Origin of the sequence: Anaerolactibacter massiliensis (genome assembly GCF_900290205.1) — a bacterium.
In the GTDB taxonomy this organism is placed as follows: Bacteria; Bacillota_I; Bacilli_A; order Erysipelotrichales; family Erysipelotrichaceae; genus Bulleidia; species Bulleidia intestinalis.
Window position 1 is genome coordinate 121,671 of record NZ_OLMH01000002.1, and the last position, 19,226, is coordinate 140,896.

The window sequence follows — 19,226 nt, forward strand, 5'->3', positions numbered from 1 at the left end:
AACACATGGAACGGAGGCACGGCGTGAGGAAGGCAGACTGGAAAAAGAAAATCATAAAATCCTGCAAGAGCGCCGGCACGTATAAGCCTGAGTTCCTGCCGACGATAAGCCTTCTGGCGGACATCATGGAAGACTACGATAATGCGAGAAATAAATACATCGCGAACGGGAAGCAGAGCACGGTCGAGATCGAGACCGATCGGGGGCACTCCCGAACAAAGAAAGCTCCGCTCATGGCAGAGCTTCAGGAACACCGCAGAGACGCACTTCAATACTGGCGAGAGCTGGGGCTGACGCCGACAGGATTCAAGAAACTGACAGAAGGACAGCCGGAAGAAACTGGATCTTCCCTGGCTGAGGCATTGAAGAGTCTTGAAGAATAAGCGTAAAGCGGTCAGCTATGAGAAGCTGGTCCTGCAGTATGCGCAGGACGTCGTCAGTGGAAAGGTCAAGGCAAGCGGAAATGTAAGAGAGTGCCAGCGGTTCCTGGATGATCTGAAGCGCACGGACATAGAGCTCCGGCCGCATGATCCGGACTTTATCATCAACATCATCGCGAAGACTTTCGTCCATCACCAGGGCGAAGACATGCAGGGCAACAGCCTGGTCAACAAGCCGCTTCTGCTGCAGCCATGGCAGATGTTCATCGTCTACAACCTGGTCGGGTGGTACAAAGCAGGCACCAACATCAGGCGCTTCCATGAGGCGTTCATCTACATCCCGCGGAAGAACGGGAAGACCATGTTCGTCGCGGCGCTGTCATGGGCGCTTGGAATACTGGAGCGGAAGAGCGGGTCGAAGATATACATCGCTGCCGCTGCACTGAAGCAGGCGAAGGAAGCATTCCAGGACATCAAGTACAGCATCGAGTTCTACGGCACCGACAAGGAACCGACGACCTCGATTAGGGACAACAACCAGGAGCACGTCATAGCCATCTCCTTCCCTGGTCCAGATGGAAAGTCGGAAGGATCGCTGGAAATCAATGCACTGGCCAACAATGTCCAGGCGTCTGACTCGTTCAACTGCAACATCGCAATCCTGGACGAGGTGCACGCCTTCAAGTCTCCGGCTCAGTACAACCGCTGGAAGGAAGCATCGAAGGCATACACGAACAAGCTGGTCATCGGCATCACCACCGCAGGCGACAACGTGAACAGTTTCGGATACCAGCGTCTCCAGTATTGTGAGAAGATCCTGGACGGCACCGTGAAGGATGACAGCTACTTTTGCTTTATCTCTCACGCAGACACGAACGACAAAGGCGAGTGCGACTACATGAACCAGATCCAGTGGGAGAAGGCGAACCCGTCATACGGAGTAACGATCAGACCGTCAGACATGGAGAACGATGCGAACCAGGCGCTCAACGATCCGCAGCAGAGGAAGGACTTCCTCAGCAGATCCCTGAACGTCTACACCAATGCGATGAAGGCGTGGTTCGATGTCGATGAGTTCCGGAGATCCGACCGGAAATATGACTGGACACTGGAAGAACTGGCGAAGATGCCGATCAAGTGGTTCGGCGGAGCGGATCTTTCCAGGATGTACGACCTCACAGCTGCATGCCTCTATGGAAACTACAAGGATCAGAAGAAGGACATCGACGTGGACATCGTGATCACGCACGCGTTCTTCCCGATCACGCAGGCAGTCCGGAAGGCTGAGGAAGACAACATTCCACTGTTCGGCTGGGCCGATGATGGCCTGCTGACGATGTGCAACAACCCGACCGTGAACGTGTCGGACGTGGTCCAGTGGTTCATCAACATGCGGAAGATGGGGTTCCGGATCGCTCAGATCGGACACGACCGGAAGTTCGCCAGGGAGTTCTTCATGGAGATGAAACGGAACCACTTCAACGAAGTGGACCAGCCGCAGTACTACTACGTCAAGAGCGAAGGCTTCCGGCATATTGAGAAGGCAGCCAAGGATGGCAGGCTCTACTACATGCACTCCGAGGCCTACGAGTATTGTGTTTCCAACGTCCACGCCGTCGAGAAGACCGACGACATGGTGATGTACGAAAAGATAAGTCCTACGCAGCGCATGGATCTGTTTGACGCTTCCGTGTTTGCTTGTGTGAGGTACCTGGCCAACCTGGAAAACGCAAAGAAGGCGGCCGAATGGTGGGGTGACTAAATGAGCAGAAAGAAAAGGAAAGCAGCATACAGATCACAGCAGAGCAGGAGCACCACAACGACGTCGAATATCGGCTTCCTGCTGACCGACGAAGCGCACGACATGCTGGCCCCTGAAGGCTATACAAGGCTGGACAGAGTGCCGCAGATCGTGGCAGGGTTCCGGCGGATCGCAGAGCTGGCGGGAGCCATGACCATCCACCTGATGGCCAACACTGACAGCGGAGACGTCCGGATCAAGAACGAGCTGAGCAGGCAGATCGACATCAACCCGTCGAAGCACATGACCAGGAGCACCTGGATCGAGGCGATCCTGATGAATCTATTCCTCTACGGTGACGGCAATGCCATCGTGAGGGTGAAGACGAAGAACGGGCTCCTGGACGACCTGCAGGTGATCCCTGCGGATCGGTTCAGCCTGGTGGCAGATCCGACCGGATACGATTACACCGTGATGATTGACGGAGTTCAGTACAGTCCCGACGACGTGCTGCATTTTATTTACAATCCGGATCCGAACTATCCATGGAAGGGGCAGGGCATCCGCTTCGCACTGAAGGATCTGGCCGAGAACCTGAGACAGGCATCCGCTACGGAGAAGGGCTTCATGCAGTCAAAGTGGAAGCCGTCCCTGGTGGTCAAGGTTGACGCACTGACGGATGAGTTCAGCAGTCCAACCGGAAGACGTAAGCTCCTGGACGATTACATTGCAACAAGCCGAGCAGGTGAGCCGTGGGTGGTCCCTGCTGAGGCAATCAACGTCGAGCAGGTGAAGCCTCTGAGCCTGTCCGATCTGGCCATTAACGACAGCGTGAAGCTGGACACTCAGACGGTGGCGGCGCTGATCGGCGTGCCTGCGTTCGTTCTGGGAGTCGGCCAGTATTCGCAGAAGGAGTGGAACAACTTCATCCAGTCCAAGCTGAAGCCAGTGATGACCATGATGCAGCAGGAGATGACGAAGAAGCTGATCCTGTCACCTAAGTGGTATCTGAAGTTCGACATCGCGAGCCTGCTGGACTACGATCTGCAGACAATCTCTGCAGTCTACACAACGCTCCAGGATCGCGGAGATGTAACCGGCAACGAAGTCAGGGACCGCCTCGGCATGAGCCCGATGGATGGCCTGGATGAACTGAAAGTTCTGGAGAACTACATCCCGAACGACATGATCGCATTGCAGTCAAAACTGAACGGAGGAAAGAGCAATGGAGAAGAATGACGCAGAAGCACGCAGCGGCCGTCAGATGAGGACGCTGGAAACAAAATTCGAAACGCGGGAAGCGTCGGATGGAAGCGAAGACCTGCACATCGCAGGCTACTTTGCCGTATTCGACGGCATATACGACATGGGATACCAGATGAGCGAAAGCATCGATCCGCACGCATTCGATGATGCGATCTCCGGCGATGTCCGCTTTCTGATCGACCACGACACGAGGCTGGTCCTCGGCCGCACCTCAGCTCATACTGGTGAGCTGAAAATCGACTCTCACGGACTGTATGGAGACGTTACGATCAATCCGAAAGATCAAGACGCCATGAATCTGTACGCAAGAGTCCAGCGCGGCGACGTGAACCAGTGCTCGTTCGGCTTTGACATCCTGGACGAGGATGCCGAGATCCGCGAGGATGGCTCAATCCACTGGACGATCAAGAAGGTGAAGCTCTACGAGGTCAGTGTCTGCACATTCCCGGCATACGAGACCACCGAAGTCAGCGCACGCATGAACGATGCGAAGAACATCAGGAAGCGGGAGCTGGACGCATGGAAGGCTCGCATGATGGCAAAGATCGAAGGACCGAAAGGAGAATAACATGGGAGCACTGAGAGCTCTCCTGCTGAGAAAGAAGATCGACGACCTCAACGCTCAGCTGGAGAAAAAGAAGGCCGAGACCGAAGCACTGCGCGCCAAGAATGCAGAGTTCGAGACACGCGAAGCAGACCTCAAGAAGGCCATCGAAGAAGTGACTGACGAAACACCTGCAGAAGACAGGGCAGCAGTAGACGCTGAGGTGGAGAAGTACGAGTCCGAGAAGAAGGAGAACGACGACGCCATCGCTGCATCCGCAGCTGAAGAGGAAGCACTTCAGGGACAGATCAACAGCACGGAGGAAGAGCTCCGTGATCTGGAAGCAAAGCAGGAAGAAAAGCCTGCAGAACCGGCACCGGCACCGGAGAACAGAACAGCCGGAGAAACCCATGAGGAAAGGGAGAGAACAATCATGAATAAGCGTTTCAAGGATATCAGCTACGAAGAGCGCACTGCATTCGTACAGCGTGACGATGTCAAGGCATTCCTGGCAAACGTCCGCGCACTCGGCAAGGGACAGACAAGAGGCATCACCGGCGGTGATCTGCTGATTCCGGAAGTCATGCTTCCGATGGTCAAGTCCAGCATCGAGCAGTATTCCAAGCTGATCGGCCTGGTCAATACCGTAGATATCGCCGGCAATGCACGCCAGACGATCATGGGCGACATTCCTGAAGGAATCTGGACAGAGGCATGCGCTGATCTGACAGAGCTTAACGTCGTATTCACAGACAAGGACATCGATCAGTACCGCGTCGGTGGCTTCATTCCGGTCTGCAATGCAACACTGGAAGACAGTGATGTGAACCTGGCTTCCGAGCTGTTCGATGCAATCGGAAACGGCATCGGCTACGCAGTAGACAAGGCTATCGTCTACGGCACTGGCACAAAGATGCCGACCGGCTTCGCTGCAACTGCAACGAAGGAAACACTCGGAGCAAAGACCGACAAGGCACTCTTCGCTGCATTCGTTGAGGCATCCGGAGATCTGAAGCATCCGGCAGGAAACACTGTCTGGATCGTCAACCACAAGACAAACATGAAGCTCAGAGCCGCAGCTCTGAACGTCAACGCAGCCGGCGCACTGGTTTCCAGCGCTAACGGTTCCATGCCGGTAGAGGGCGGCACAATCATCGAGGAAGACTTCGTTCCGGATGATGAGATCGTCGGCGGCTACCTTTCCAGATACCTGCTCGGCAGACGTAAGGATGTCAGCCTGGCAATGTCCGACCAGAACCGTTTCGTCCAGGATCAGACAGTATTCAAGGGCACCGCTCGCTATGATGGCAAGCCTGTCTTCGCTGACGCATTCCTGGCGATCTCTCTGACCGCAACCGCACCGACTGCAGCAATCGACAGCAAGCATCCGTTTGCAGGTACAGCTGCAGGCTGAGAAAAAGCTGAAAGAGGGAGGAGCTGACAATGGCAGAGGAAGAAAAACTCAGTGACAACGAGGAACTGGTCCTCAGCTGGCTGAAGGTCGATCTGGCGAAGCCATACGCCAGTTCCGACCTTTCTGCTTATCTTAAGAACCTGATCAAAGCATCGGAGGAAATGATCGCACGGACAGGGATCACGTTGGATCTGGCAAAGATCAGCGACCAGCAGCTGCTCGAAGCATACGCTGCGTGGCTTTACCGGAAACGGGCAAGCGGTGAAAGCGGACAGCCTCGCATGCTGCAGATCATGCTGCGCGACCGTCTGTTCTCCGAGAAAGGATCTGCAAGCGATGACACTACTTCAGGATGATGGACTGGTGACAGTCGCCAGCCTGGTGAATACAGCGGAAGCCGGAGACATGCCTGTCTATAAGCTCAAAGCGGAATACACGCAGCCGTTCAGTGAACTGACTGCAGGCGTGACGCGCCAGTACCTCGCAAGGGGTGCCGATGAGCAGGTGGACATGCTGATCCGGATCTCAGCCGACAACAAGCGCCCGAAGATCGGCCAGTTCGCAGTCCTGAAGGACTACAGCGGGCAGGAGAACGAGAACGGCGACCAGTATCGGATCACGAACGTCCAGGCAGGCTTCGATGAGGACAACCTCAGAACGTACAGCCTGCAGCTCATGAGAATCGAGGAAAACTATGATTGTATCAGTGAGTGAAAAACTGAAGATCGTCAGGAATGTACTCGTGAACGTGGGCGGTGACATCGTCTTCCACTACCGGAGACCGGCAGGCACGAAGCGCTTCGTCGTCTGGCAGGAAGATGCGCAGGAAACTGCGCTGCATGTCAACAATGCAAGCAAGGAGATCGTGCTGACTGGCACGATCGACTTTTTCACTCCGAACGAGTTCGACACGCTTATCGACGACATCACGGCGGCTTTCTCTCAGTCTCAGCGGGTGAAGGCTCAGATCAACAGCGTCCAGTACGAGGACCAGACTGGTCTCATCCACTACGAGTGGCGCTTCTGGGTGATCTGATCATGGCGAAGTGGATCGTCGGAGACGGGTGCGACAAGTACGTAGCGCAGCTGGAGAAGCTGAACGCTGACACGGCTGAGATCATCGGCGAAGCGATCTATCCGGCTGCGGGCATTGTCACCGATCAGATCAAGGCCAACATCCAGAACCTGAAGGTCTCCGGAAGGAACTCCAGGCGAGGGACGCAGGCGGATCCGATCGACACGATCACCTCAGCGCAGAAGCAGGGCCTGATCGATGGGCTTGGCATCAGCAAGATGAAAGATTCCGACGGCTTCGTGAACGTCAAGGTCGGCGAAGACGGTTATAACTCTCAAGTCTCAGACAAGAACGTGAAAGCCGGATGGACATCCACCAGGCAGGCGAATGCAATGATCGCCAGGGCGGTCGAGTCTGGCACATCGTTCAGAAAGAAGACACCCTTCATCGAGCCGGCAGTCCGCAAAACGCGGAAGGAAGCAGAGCAGGCCATGGAGGAAGAACTGGATAAGCAGATAGCGGAAAGGATGAAATAAAAATAATCATGGCAGATGAGGAAGTAACATTCACGGAAGCAGGAAAGGTTGCAACCGGCTTTTCCTTCCCTTACGTGGCAAAGTATGCAGCATCCGCTGGCGCGATCACGTACAGCGGAGCGATGGAGCTGGCGCGTGGTGTCAATGTGACACCGTCCCCGACTACATCCGACGAGAATAAGTTTTACGCCAACAACCAGGAAGCAGAGTCTGCCGGCGGAAAGTTCACCGGCGGCACCGTGAAGCTGACCGTTGACGGTCTCCTGGCAAAGGCTGAGAGGTTCATCCTTGGCCTGCCGGAGGCTGATTCTGATGGTTGGACAGCTTACGGTGATGATGCAAAGGCTCCATACGTCGGCATCGGCTACATCACAAGATGGATGTCCGGAGGCGTGGAGTCCTGGCAGCCGACGATCATTGTCAAGGCTAAATTCCAGCAGCCTGAAAAGTCTGCTGCAACGCAGGAAGATGCCATCGACTTCCAGACGCAGGAGCTCACCGCTGACATGTTCAGAGGCGACGATGCGAAACACAACTGGAAGTACATGGGCAAGGACTACGCAACCGAAGCGGAAGCTCTGGATGCACTGAAGAAGAAGCTCGGCGTCACAGCCTGAGCTGAGAACAAGGAGGAAAGGCTCAAATGATCATTAACGGCAAGGAACGCAAGTTCGAGTTCACGGTCGGCGCTGCCGATGACGTGAGCGAGCTTTGCCCTGGCAAGGACATCGCGAACTTCAGCAAGATCTACGAAGGCAGGAACAAGGTGAAGGTGGACAAGAAGCTGGCTCTGATTCTGAATCATGCGGCAGAGGATCACCTGCACTATGAAGATCCGGATCACAGTCCTGACTACCTCACGGACGACGATCTGAACTTCATGAGCTTCTGGGATCTGGACAAGCTGGAGGCAGAACTCACTGCAGCAATGGCTGCCGGAGTGAAGACAGCCGTGAAGACCGAGCCGATCCCCGCGCTTAAAGGCGCAAAAAACGCACCAGGGACAGACGAATCCGTCTGAATCTGTCCTGGTATCTCTACTACGGGCGGAAGCTAAACATGACGAAGCAGGAGATCCTGAACACTCGCTACGGCGAGATGAGAGACATGATCTCCTGCTATTTGATTGACAATAACCGCGCACTGCCTGCGAAGGAGACGAAAGTCTGGACCTACGAAGAGGCGATGCGCTTGGAATAAACGGCAGAAGGGAGTGGTGAACAATGGCGACCAACATCGGGCCGAAGATCGGTATTGACGGCGAAGCGGAATATAAGCGCCAGATGTCCGACATCATCAACCAGCAGAAGACCTTGAACTCAGAAATGAAGAAGGTCAAGAGCTCGTTCGATGAAAGCACCAGCGCCCAGAAGAAGAACAAGGCCATGGCCGAAGTGCTCAGTAAGCAGCTCGACCTGGCGAAGCAGAAAAGAACAGCTCTGCAGGAAGTCATCGACAAGGGCAACAAGAAGCTCGAAGAGCAGAAACAGAAGCTGGACGAACTGAAGAGCGCCGAAGGCGATCACACGAAAGAGATCGCAAACGCTCAGGCAGAGTATGACAAGACAGCATCAGCCCTGCAGACTTACCAGCAGCAACTGAACAACACGGAAGCAGACATCAACAAACTGGACTCAGCACTGAAGAATGCGACAGGCCCGAAAGCCTTCGCCGCTGAGCTGGAAGAAGCCAGCAAGAAGATGAAGGACGTCGGCGAGGGCATGACCAAGGTCGGCGACACTCTCAGCAAGGGAGTGACCGCTCCGATCGTCGGCCTGGCTGGTGCTTCCATTGCCGCGTTCAAACAGGTCGATGCTGGCATGGACATCATCGTCACGAAGACCGGAGCGTCCGGCGAAGCACTGACTGACATGCAGAACCGTGCGAAGGATCTGGCCACAACGATCCCGACAGACTTCGAGACAGCCGGATCTGCGATCGGCGAGGTGAACACCAGGTTCGGGCTCACGGGTGATGCACTCGAAGAGCTGTCTGGACAGTTCATCAAGTTCGCACAGATCAATGGCACAGATGTGAGCAGCTCGATCGATTCCGTGCAGAAAGCCATGGACGCCTTCGGGCTTCAGGCATCTGATGCCTCCGGCTTCCTGGACACTCTGAACGTGGTCGGACAGAACACCGGCATCAGCATGGACACGCTGACCAGTCTGATGACCACCAACGCGACAGCCTTCCAGGAGCTTGGCCTAGGAGCATCCGATGCAGCCAACCTGCTCGGCACTCTTGAGAAATCAGGAATCGACACTTCCACGGTCATGACCGGCCTGAAGAAAGCACAGGCTGAAGCAGCTAAGGAAGGAACAGACATGTCCACCGTCCTGCAGCAGGCGTTCAGTTCATCCGGTGATGCCGTGGACATCTTTGGAAGCAAGGCAGGCCCTCAGCTCTATGCAGCAATGCAGAGCGGAGTCCTTAGCCTTGACAACTTCACAGCGTCATCTGACGGTCTGAACTCTTCAATGGGTTCCGTTTCTGATACTTTCACGAATACACTGGATCCGATCGATCAGTGGCAGCTCACGCTCAACCAGCTCCAGATCACAGGTGCCGAACTTGGCAACAGCATCGCAACCGTTGCCATGCCGGTACTGCAGGAACTTGGCACGAAGGTGCAGGAGGTCGGCGAGTGGTTTAACGGACTCAGCGAAGACCAGCAGCAGACCATCGTTAAGACCTTGGCAGTGGCGGCTGCAGTCGGTCCTGTTCTGAGTGTCGGCGGTAAGCTGATAAGTGGGGTCGGGTCTCTGATCGAAGTGGTCGAAAACCTGGTCGGCGGGATAGGAGGACTGACGCTTTCCTTCAATCCGGTGGTCGCAGGAATCGGCCTGGCAATCGCTGCAGGCGTTGCACTCTATCAGAACTGGGATACCGTCAAAGGATATGCCGAAGACCTTGGCAATGCGATCAGCAGCACATGGGACGGCATTACATCAGCAACAACGGAAGCGTGGGATGCAGTCAAGAACGCCATCAGTGACAAGATCAACGCGGCCAAGGATACCGTGAAAGGCGCCATCGACGGGATCAGCGGGTTCTTCAAGAATGCAGTGCTGAAGTTTCCGGACATCAAGCTCCCGCACTTCTCCATCGTTGGCGAGTTCTCCCTGAAGCCTCCGTCCGTTCCGCACCTGTCCGTTGACTGGTACGCCAAGGCATACAGCCAGGCGGTGGCATTCAATCAGCCGACGGTCATTCCTACGGCTTCCGGACTGAAAGGCTTCGGAGACGGTGCTGGTGCTGAGATCGTCATCGGTCAGGATCTCCTGCTGAATACGATCACGGATGCAGTGCGGAATGCCTACAGCGTTCCAGGAACATCCAACACATACGGCGGGACGACGATCAACGTCTACGGTGCACCTGGTCAGGATGTTTCTGAGCTGGCTGACATCGTGGCCGACAAGATCAACGCGGACGTGGCCAGAAAGAGAGGTGCTTTTGCATGATTCCAGTCATCGATCACTATCTGATCTACAACGGCAAGAGCACACAGGACTGGCACGCCTACGTGGACGGCGACGGAACCTTCAAGGCTCCTGAGAGAGACTACGAGGAAGTGGAGATCCCTGGGAAAGATGGGTCCCTGCTGATCGACAACAAGCGCTATAAGAACATGGTCGTCAGCTACAACGGTTTCATCGTTGACGACTTCGACAAGAACTTCATGGCCATGCGGGACTTCCTGACGCACGACTTCGGTTATCACAGGCTGGAAGACACCTATCATCCGGACGAATACCGCATGGCAGCATACGCCGGACCGACAGAGCCGGACGTCTACATGCTGGAGGCTGGCAAGTACACGCTCAGCTTCCTCTGCAAGCCTCAGCGCTGGCTGAAGGATGGAGAGAAAGAGATCATGATCACCGGATCCGGAAAGATCAAGAATCCGACACTCTTCGATGCAAAGCCGAAGATCATCGTCACAGCAGGAACCGGAGCGATCCAGATCAACGACGTGACGGTCACACTGTCAGCAAACAGCGGGGCCACGGTCATCGACTGCGACATCCAGGACTGCTATGAAGGGCTGACCAACAGGAACAAGGACCTCGAACTGAATACGGGGTCCTTCCCTGTTTTGTCTCCTGGAGTGAACGGGATCCAGCTGGCCAGTGGCATGACCGTCAGGATCATCCCGAGGTGGTTTATCTTATGATCCCAATTCTTTACTCCAAGGCGGAGACAGTCACGCAGTTGGTGGCAGATAAGACCAACGGAGTCGGAAGGTTGGCAGATGCCACTTCCTGCAAAGTCCAGGAAGACCGGAACGGTGCCTTCACTCTGTCCATGACTTACCCGATCAGCGGGATCCACTACGCTGACATCGTGATCGGCGGGTGCATCAAAGCAAAACCGAACGAGCTGGCAGATCCTCAGCTTTTCCGGATCTACCACATCAGCAAGCCACTGAACGGCATGGTCACGATCGACGCGCAGCATCTGAGCTACGACCTGAGCAAGGCAGTCGTTAAGCCGTTCTCAGCGAAGGGCATCACAACGGTCACTTCAGGCATGATCAGCAACATGATCGGCGGGATAGGCTTCTCTTTCAGCTCTGACATCAACAACGGCGACAGCCAGTTCACGAATGACCACCCGCAGAGCTTCAGGGCACTGCTCGGAGGACAGGAAGGATCTGTCCTCGACGTCTTCGGTGGTGAGTATGAGTTCAACAATGAGAAAGTGATCCTGCACGCGCATCGAGGATCTGACAACGGAGTCGTGATCCGGTACGGCAAGAACCTCACCAGCGTCCAGCAGGATGAGAACATCGAGAGCACCTACACGGCGGTCTACCCGTATGTCCTGAACAGTGACCAGGAAACCATCGCCGGAGATCTTCAGACGGTCGTCAGTACGTCTGAGCCGAAGATCCTGGCGCTGGATCTTTCCAGCGAGTTCAAGGAAGAAGACGGAACGCCGACAGCTGCGCAGATCAATGCAAAGGCACAGGAATACATCAAGGCGAACAACATCGGAGTCCCGAAGGTGTCCCTTGACGTTTCCTTCGTGCAGTTATGGCAGACTGAGGAATACAAAGACATCGCTCCGCTGGAGCGTGTCAGTCTCTGCGATACCGTGACGGTGAAATACGAGAAGCTGGGAGTCGATGCGACGGCCAAGGTCATCACGACCGTCTACGACGTGCTGGCTGAACGATACGACAGCATCACGCTCGGAGACGCAAAGAGCTCGCTGGCTTCCACGATCGCGGCGGCTCCTGACAGGAATGAGATCCAGAAGCAGGCATCTTCTGATCTGGAAAGAGCAGTCACCAGGGCCACGAATCTGATCACCGGACAAAAGGGCGGCCACGTCGTCATCAAGAGCGACGCCAACGGTAAACCGCAGGAGCTCCTGATCATGGACACCGAAGACGAAGCAACAGCGACAAAAGTCTGGCGCTGGAATCTGAGCGGCCTGGGATACTCTTCCAAGGGAATCAACGGAGAATACGGCACCGCAATAACACAGGACGGCGAGATCGTCGCTGATTTCATCACAACCGGCGACCTGAACGCTCAGGTCATCACGACGGGGATTCTGAAGGACCGCCAGGGGAATAACTCATGGAACCTGGACACCGGTGAGCTGAGCCTCCATGCGTACGAGACGAAGACGGACGCCAGCAGTAAACTGACAAGCGCAAACAGCCACACCGACGATGCTTTGAAAAGCTACTACACTAAATCGGAGATTGATGTCACTGCTACCGGAATCAAATCGTCTGTTTCTTCATTAGCAACTACCGTTTCTGAAAATGATACTAAGGCGCAGGGCTATGCAGACACTGCTGAATCCAATGCAAACAGCCACACCGACGATGCTTTGAAAAGCTACTCGACAACTGTAGAAATGAATTCAGCAATATCACAGTCAGCCGATTCTATATCCTCTACAGTTTCGAAAACTTATGTTGGAAAATCGTCGATTATCTCCGAAATCAATCAGTCTGCAGAAGCAGTCACCATTAGTGCTAGTAAGATTAATCTAGATGGCTATGTAACGGTCGGAAATTTGAAGGATGGATCAACTGCTATTTCCGGAAATAACATAAAGACTGGAACGTTAACTATTAAAGGCTCGAATGCTGCTTCCGGAATTGATGTATATAATTCCAGTGGATCGAAAATTATAGATATAGATTCTTCTGGAATGACTATATCCGGAACGTCTTGGAAAAGCTCAGCATTGAAAATAGATAGTAACGGGATTACCATACAGCCTTCTACTAGTGTCTCTGGAGCTTCAACTGGAAAGATCGTTATAGGGCAAAATGGTATTGATGTCTTTAATGGTTCGACACGAAAATTATCTATTTGCGGAGGTGATATCACTACATTTGGGGATATATATGTATGTCCTTCATTTTCAAACGTTTCAAGCACGTACAACATTAAGATGGTTGGTGGATCATCAGCAAATACGACTGTTTTACATGTCAAGAATGGAGCGGCAAAATTTGACGGAAATATTGGATTTTTTGGCGCGTATCCACATGCGAAGACGACACTCACCGCCAGTGCCACTCTCTCTCAATTGATTTCCGCTTTAAAAAATTACGGACTTGTATAGTAAGCAAACTATGAATACTCTAGCAACTAGCGTAAAAACATTCGAAAACCAAATTATTACTTGCATAAACAATTCTAATCTTCCGGGAATCACAATTGAACTAGTGCTGAAGGCGGCACTATACCAGGTACAGCTTCAGAACCTTCAGATCAAGTGCCGAGAAGAGCATGAAGCTTCAGAGACATCTAAAGTTTCTGAGACAACCGAATTACATGAGGATGAAAACGATGCCAATCCAGACTCAAACAGTTAACCTGAATCTTACTCCATCCGGTGTTCCTCCAATTGTTCATCTGAAACAGTACGACAGAGAGAGCAGGACCATCACATGCACAGTCTATGATGGCTCTGCTTTATTTTCTGCACCGTCCGGTGCATCTGCAACGATCCGAGGTACGAAGCCTGACAACACTGGATTTGAATATGCTGCAACGATCAGCGGATCGACGGTGACGTTCACAGTCCAGGATCAGATGACAGTACTATCTGGAGACATTCCTTCTGAGATTCGGATCATTTTCGGTTCTCAGGTCATCGGAACAATTTCGATCGTGCTAAGAGTGGAACCATCTGCTCTGAAGAGTGATGTTACCGTATCGAAAACAGATCTTCCGCTGATCGCAGAAGCAGCTAAGAACATCGTCGATGCGAAAAAATACATGGAATCTGCATCAGCATCTGCTTCTTCTGCGGCATCTTCTGCAAGCAGCGCATCTGCATCTGAAAAGTCAGCTTCTGATTCTGCGGCATCTGCATCTGCTTCAGCTACGACTGCGGCAGGATATGCAGGAGCAGCTCAGTACTCGCTCGGAGTAGATCCAGACACTGGTCTGTTCGGAGTTTTCAAAAATAGCTGAAAGGAGACAATATGTCGGAATTCTCACCATTTATCGACCATGCACAGGGCGGACGCATGGCGGCTGCACTTGAGCGAATCGCTGATGCTCAGGAAGGCAAAGCATCTGTGCTGTCTGATCTAGAAAAAGAGATCGCTGAAAGCTTCATCGCCAGCAGAACAGGAAAAGTGTTTGCAACGAAGATATATCGCTATGCTTCGAACACATCATCTGCTGGAGAAAGACTGAAAGATAGTGCGAGCCTTACCTGTGCAGCATCTACTGACACGACAGAAGGAGAAGATGATTTCACTGATGCGTCTCCTATCTTCAGATGGACGCGATGCAACTACACCAGAGATGACGATGGAACAGCCAGACCTACTGCTCTGGAAGGTTCTCCGAATTACAAGACAACAGGAGCATACGATGTCGGAAACGTGTACGCAACATTCTGGTGGAATGTAGAACATCATGGGACATATGACATCTATTACATGGCTGACGCTCCGCATCCTGAACTCGGGCTTGTCCCATGGTGCGAAGCAGTGAAGACAGATGGAACAGTGCTTCCATTCTATGTTCATTCTGCTTTTGCAGCTGTTACCGCATCGGATGGCCTACTCAGGTCTCAGCCTGGCATGGCTCCGGCGTACAACAATTCATACAACTCCATGATTACAGCTTTCCAGAAGAAAGGGACTGGATACTGGGGAGCAGGATCAGAGAGAAATCTATGGGGCATGCTGATGTTAATCATCAAGTATGCAACCAAGAATGTTCAGAAAATTTTCAACGGTCATGTCAGCACTTCCGGATACAGCATTCAGGTCGCATATGCAGAGACTGGCGTGAAGCGCGTTCTGCTTGCTAACAACAATGCCGGATTCTATGCCGGAGCATGTATCTCGATTGGATCTGCAAGTGCTGACTGGGGAACTGCTACTTCTCACGATATCGCTGATCGAGTCAAAATTCTCAGCGTTGAGTCTGTGACGATCGACAGCACAGTCTATACTGCATTGAATCTTGAGCTTTCTTCTACGATCACAACAGCGACAACGTACTATGTTAAGTTCTTCCCATCTTTTACCGCAGAGACTGATCAGGTCATCGGGCATAACGATGGATCGTATCTTTCCAATACAGACGGAAGACATCCGTTCAGAATTCTCGGGACTGAATTTGCATGGGGGCAGGCATTCATCGAATCTAATTCAATGTCAGAAAAAGATTCGAACGGTGATTGGCTGCAGTATTTTGCACCGAAAGGCACTGCGCACGTTGCGAATGCACACACTGGATATGTTCTAGCCGGAAAGATTCCAGCATCTTCTGGAGATTACAGGAGCGGTGACATTGACGTAGATACACGTGGAATGATGTGGCCATCCACGATCGGCGGCTCTGATTCAACCGGAACAGGTGATCGAGTATGGGGACCGCAGAGCGGATCTGCTGGAGATCTTCGAGAACGGTATACGGTTGGCGCCCTGTGGGACGGTTCGGGCGGTGGCCTTGCGGTTGTCTCCCTGGGGGCCGGGCTCTCGGGCGCGGACTGGAACTGCGGCTGCTGCGATTAGGAACCCCTGTTTTAGGGGGTGAATGGGGCGAAGCCCCAGAGGGGATCTCCCCTTGAACCTTCGGGGTGCGGTAAAGAAGTTGGCAACCTGAGGAACGGTTCGAACGATGGCCTTGCGAATGTCAACCTGAGGAACGGGCTCTCGAACGCGAACTGGAACTACGGCTGCTGCAAATAGTGCTAGTCGGCTTTTCATGTATCACTTTACCGTGCGCGCTCATACCAAGCGCTGTGTCAGTTAGCAGCTGATGTACCTGTGCGGAATGCACAAAGTGGCCGAAAAAACAGACGGGTTAGTAGTTCAGAACGAACGCTCGTACCACGGCACTAATCGAATACTAATGAAACGTAAATGTAAAAATGTTGATATTACAGACACTGAGCTGATCCGAAGAGCAATTCACGAATGCTTTGAGCATAAAGGCTTGAAAGCCTATCGTCGAAGCGATGTGAAAGAGCTGATGCGATGGTGTGATGGATCGGAAGACAAGCTGATCTCCATGCTTCAGAAAGAGATCGAAACAAGAAACATAGATCTTCCGCCAGTCAGACATGCAGAGCGGTATGACCGATCGAATGGCAAGCTGAGACACATCACCATCGAACATATCAAGCAGCAGATCTACGACTATCTTGCGTATGATGCACTTGATGACATTGCCGGAAGAATAGGTCAATACCAGATCGCATGTAAGAAAGGGCAAGGAACACTATTCGGTGTGAAAGTCATACAGCAATGGATGAATGACACTGATGTGAGATATGCCGCGATCTGTGACATCCACAAATGCTATCCGAATATTAGTAAACGGAAGATGATGATATGGCTGCGCAGACATGTGAAGAACGATGATCTGATCTATCTGATCAGCTGCCTATTGGCAACATCAGACAAAGGTCTTCCGATCGGAAGCTATCTGTCCATCAGGCTCTGCGCACTCTATCTTTCAGATCTGTATCACTTCCTGGAAGATGGGTGCTTTTTCACAGAGAGACGCGGAAAGCGGATCAATGCAGTTAAGCATGTCATGTTTAACATGGACGATATCTATGTTTTCGGATCGTCTGCGAAAGGCATCCATTCAGCAGTGAATGGTCTGATTGAATGTGCAGCACATAGTGGTCTGGAGATAAAAAGCGATTGGAAGATCATCAGCCTCAGCCATCGCAATGCAGATGCGCATGTGGATGTACTTGGATACAGGATCTATCGAGATCGGATCACGATGCGTCATCGAAATTACGTCAAAGTGAAACAGGCAATCCGGAAATTTGGTTCACATCCGACAGTCAGGAATGCGAGATCTCTGACCAGTTATGACGGTCTGTTTATCAAACACACAAACAGCTGCAGATTTCAGCGAAAGTACAGAACGAGCGGAACAATGAGAACCGCAAGGAAGGTGGTATCGACCTATGACAAAAGCAAAATTCGACAGCAAGCAGCCAGCAGTTCAGTCGTTCACGGTTGATGAAAAAACAACAGTACAGATCTGTCTGAACGAAAAGACGGAAACCATTACTCCAGAAGAAGGCGAAGCATACACTCAGTATGTTTACGATTTCAACGAATTCACGGATGAGACCGGAAAAATAGATCTAACCAGGATCAATGAAAGCCCTGAGAGCTATCTGAACTATCAGCCAGCGGCAGAGCCATCTGCAGAAGAACGTCTGGCAGAACTGGAACAGGCAGTCCAGGACATGGCACTGGCACAGATGGGAGGAGAATGACATGTACAAATTCCTTGCAAGACGAATCCATGACGGATTCATGAAGATCACTGATGTTGCTGAGAAATACCAGGACAAAGTTCGTGCAGCATACCTGGATCTGTACGGTGTGGAGATCTCGGAATGATTAAGAACTGCATTCTGCTCGACAAATCTGACATTCAGGCGATCATCGCTGAGCATTTCAAAGTAGATCTGAACGATGTGATCATGCATAACAGTACAGTTACAGTCTCAAATATCCCGGAGGAAAAGCAGGATGACACCAGATGAATTTCATCAGAAATACATGGGATGGGGCCGCGACGTTGACGGCGTGGCAGGTGTGCAATGTGTAGATCTATTCAAAGAATTTCTACGAGTAATCGGATGCAAAAATTATGCTGCTCCGATCGGTGGCGATGGCTACGCTGACAACATCTGGTACAACCGCCAGAAATGGGCAAAGTGGTTTGACTTTATCAAGCCTGGCCATTTCCGGGACGGGGACATGGTACTATTCCCTCACGCAAAGCGAGGGGGCAAGACACACAAGAGTAGTCACGTCTGCTTTTTTTATTCCCCGGATATCGAGTTCGGTACTAACCAGAGCATATCCAGGAGAGCATGCGACAAGAGAACAAACTATTCCGATGCACTAGGTGCGTTACGGTGGAAAGGATGGGAGAAGATGGAACTGAAAGACGGATACCAGGAGATTACGATCTCCGGTGTCAAAGTCACAGCATACAAGTCAGATAGGAAGGTAGGGCTTATCAATGCTGGCGGTCTGAAACGATTGGATCAGATCGACATGGACGGCATCCTGATTTATGAGAGATCAGGGAACAACCTGTTTGATTTGGCTGGCACGGTTTACGGCCCGAGAGTCTGCCTGAATGGCCAGGTGGACGAACCGATGGACAGCACGCACTATCTATATTATGCGATTCAGGCTGATGGCGCTGTAGTTTATGGAGACTGGGACGGGGCATATCGCAATCCGGAGGCTTATCAGATGATGTGCGCTCCTAAAGCAATTTACGCCACAAATAAGACTCCGAAGTATGCGCCACAGTACGGCCTAAAAGCTCTGACAGAGTCGGTATGGCAGTCTTACATCGCTCACATGTCTGATGGATCGTTCGTCAAAGGTGTTTCCAAGGGGCCAATTACAGCAAAAGCATTATGGTCTGGCCTGCAGGCATACGGGGCAGACAGCCTGGCCATTCTGGACGGAGGATCCGGAGGCATCGGCAGCGCGCAGCAGAGATACTGGGATGGCTCAAAGGCCGTGGATGCGCAGACATCAGGCAGAGCTGTGGGAGACATTCTGGTTTTCTATGAGCCTGCATCTGAGACCGAGAAACCGGCTGATTCGAGCGATAACCATCCGAGCGACTATCAGTCCATGTACCAGGAAAAATGCGCACAGCTGGCCGCTATGCAGGCAAAATATGAAGCTCTGCAGAAGACCAATCAGGAGAATCTGCAGACCGCAACCGATTTGAAGAAAGACTACGAAGCAAGAATTGCTGCAGCAATTTCTGCTTTGAATGGAGGCAGCAAGTGAATCCATTCTGGCAGACATTTATGACG

The 19,226-nt window shown here is 52.4% G+C and carries 22 protein-coding genes; all 22 read left to right on the forward strand.

Features of this window, described 5'->3' with window-relative positions:
- Positions 1 to 23: 23 nt before the first annotated feature.
- The 22 genes from C7E00_RS04120 (at position 24) to C7E00_RS04210 (ending at position 19,200) form a co-directional block, all read left to right on the forward strand.
- Complete coding sequence (locus C7E00_RS04120; RefSeq protein WP_167836454.1) at positions 24 to 383, forward strand: P27 family phage terminase small subunit; 360 nt, start codon at positions 24 to 26, stop codon at positions 381 to 383.
- Positions 373 to 2,142 (forward strand): terminase large subunit, encoded by a 1,770-nt coding sequence (locus tag C7E00_RS04125; RefSeq protein WP_105303092.1) that lies wholly within the window; start codon positions 373 to 375, stop codon positions 2,140 to 2,142. The genes C7E00_RS04120 and C7E00_RS04125 overlap by 11 nt, the downstream gene beginning before the upstream one ends.
- Positions 2,143 to 3,360, forward strand: coding sequence for a phage portal protein (locus C7E00_RS04130; protein WP_105303093.1), 1,218 nt, complete (start codon positions 2,143 to 2,145; stop codon positions 3,358 to 3,360).
- A complete protein-coding gene (locus tag C7E00_RS04135) occupies positions 3,347 to 3,955 on the forward strand; it encodes an HK97 family phage prohead protease (protein ID WP_105303094.1) in 609 nt (202 codons plus the stop codon). Before C7E00_RS04130 ends, C7E00_RS04135 begins: the two co-directional genes overlap by 14 nt.
- 1 nt (position 3,956) lies before the next feature.
- Entirely contained in the window at positions 3,957 to 5,345 is a 1,389-nt protein-coding gene (locus C7E00_RS04140; protein ID WP_105303095.1) for a phage major capsid protein, read from the forward strand.
- Positions 5,346 to 5,374: 29 nt separating this feature from the next.
- A complete protein-coding gene (locus C7E00_RS04145; RefSeq protein WP_105303096.1) occupies positions 5,375 to 5,701 on the forward strand; it encodes a hypothetical protein in 327 nt (108 codons plus the stop codon).
- Entirely contained in the window at positions 5,682 to 6,059 is a 378-nt protein-coding gene (locus C7E00_RS04150) for a hypothetical protein (RefSeq protein WP_105303097.1), read from the forward strand. Before C7E00_RS04145 ends, C7E00_RS04150 begins: the two co-directional genes overlap by 20 nt.
- Positions 6,040 to 6,381 (forward strand): hypothetical protein, encoded by a 342-nt coding sequence (locus C7E00_RS04155; RefSeq protein ID WP_105303098.1) that lies wholly within the window; start codon positions 6,040 to 6,042, stop codon positions 6,379 to 6,381. The genes C7E00_RS04150 and C7E00_RS04155 overlap by 20 nt, the downstream gene beginning before the upstream one ends.
- A gap of 2 nt (positions 6,382 to 6,383) precedes the next feature.
- The gene (locus tag C7E00_RS04160) at positions 6,384 to 6,896 is read left to right on the forward strand and encodes an HK97-gp10 family putative phage morphogenesis protein (protein WP_135358155.1); all 513 of its coding nucleotides are present in this window, start codon (positions 6,384 to 6,386) and stop codon (positions 6,894 to 6,896) included.
- Positions 6,897 to 6,904: 8 nt separating this feature from the next.
- Positions 6,905 to 7,513, forward strand: a complete 609-nt coding sequence (locus C7E00_RS04165) for a major tail protein (protein ID WP_105303100.1) — start codon at positions 6,905 to 6,907, stop codon at positions 7,511 to 7,513.
- A gap of 26 nt (positions 7,514 to 7,539) precedes the next feature.
- Positions 7,540 to 7,917, forward strand: coding sequence for a hypothetical protein (locus C7E00_RS04170; protein WP_105303101.1), 378 nt, complete (start codon positions 7,540 to 7,542; stop codon positions 7,915 to 7,917).
- A 38-nt stretch (positions 7,918 to 7,955) separates the two neighbouring features.
- Complete coding sequence (locus tag C7E00_RS16135) at positions 7,956 to 8,096, forward strand: hypothetical protein (RefSeq protein ID WP_167836455.1); 141 nt, start codon at positions 7,956 to 7,958, stop codon at positions 8,094 to 8,096.
- Positions 8,097 to 8,119: 23 nt separating this feature from the next.
- Positions 8,120 to 10,363, forward strand: coding sequence for a phage tail tape measure protein (locus C7E00_RS04175; RefSeq protein ID WP_105303102.1), 2,244 nt, complete (start codon positions 8,120 to 8,122; stop codon positions 10,361 to 10,363).
- Positions 10,360 to 11,076 carry a hypothetical protein gene (locus tag C7E00_RS04180; RefSeq protein ID WP_105303103.1) on the forward strand — a complete coding sequence of 239 codons (717 nt, stop codon included), beginning with the start codon at positions 10,360 to 10,362 and terminating at the stop codon, positions 11,074 to 11,076. Before C7E00_RS04175 ends, C7E00_RS04180 begins: the two co-directional genes overlap by 4 nt.
- Positions 11,073 to 13,496, forward strand: coding sequence for a phage tail spike protein (locus C7E00_RS04185; RefSeq protein WP_105303104.1), 2,424 nt, complete (start codon positions 11,073 to 11,075; stop codon positions 13,494 to 13,496). Before C7E00_RS04180 ends, C7E00_RS04185 begins: the two co-directional genes overlap by 4 nt.
- Before the next feature lie 227 nt (positions 13,497 to 13,723).
- A complete protein-coding gene (locus C7E00_RS04190; RefSeq protein WP_105303105.1) occupies positions 13,724 to 14,353 on the forward strand; it encodes a hypothetical protein in 630 nt (209 codons plus the stop codon).
- Between the two features lie 11 nt (positions 14,354 to 14,364).
- Complete coding sequence (locus tag C7E00_RS04195; protein ID WP_105303106.1) at positions 14,365 to 15,915, forward strand: hypothetical protein; 1,551 nt, start codon at positions 14,365 to 14,367, stop codon at positions 15,913 to 15,915.
- A gap of 340 nt (positions 15,916 to 16,255) precedes the next feature.
- Positions 16,256 to 17,386, forward strand: a complete 1,131-nt coding sequence (locus C7E00_RS04200; RefSeq protein ID WP_167836456.1) for an RNA-directed DNA polymerase — start codon at positions 16,256 to 16,258, stop codon at positions 17,384 to 17,386.
- Positions 17,331 to 17,648, forward strand: coding sequence for a hypothetical protein (locus C7E00_RS04205; RefSeq protein WP_105303108.1), 318 nt, complete (start codon positions 17,331 to 17,333; stop codon positions 17,646 to 17,648). Before C7E00_RS04200 ends, C7E00_RS04205 begins: the two co-directional genes overlap by 56 nt.
- A 1-nt stretch (position 17,649) precedes the next feature.
- Complete coding sequence (locus C7E00_RS16605; protein WP_275656050.1) at positions 17,650 to 17,775, forward strand: hypothetical protein; 126 nt, start codon at positions 17,650 to 17,652, stop codon at positions 17,773 to 17,775.
- Positions 17,772 to 17,921 carry a hypothetical protein gene (locus C7E00_RS16140; RefSeq protein ID WP_167836457.1) on the forward strand — a complete coding sequence of 50 codons (150 nt, stop codon included), beginning with the start codon at positions 17,772 to 17,774 and terminating at the stop codon, positions 17,919 to 17,921. Before C7E00_RS16605 ends, C7E00_RS16140 begins: the two co-directional genes overlap by 4 nt.
- On the forward strand, positions 17,908 to 19,200 hold the full coding sequence (locus C7E00_RS04210) for an FtsB/FtsL family cell division protein (protein ID WP_135358156.1): 1,293 nt from the start codon (positions 17,908 to 17,910) through the stop codon (positions 19,198 to 19,200). The genes C7E00_RS16140 and C7E00_RS04210 overlap by 14 nt, the downstream gene beginning before the upstream one ends.
- Positions 19,201 to 19,226: the final 26 nt, after the last annotated feature.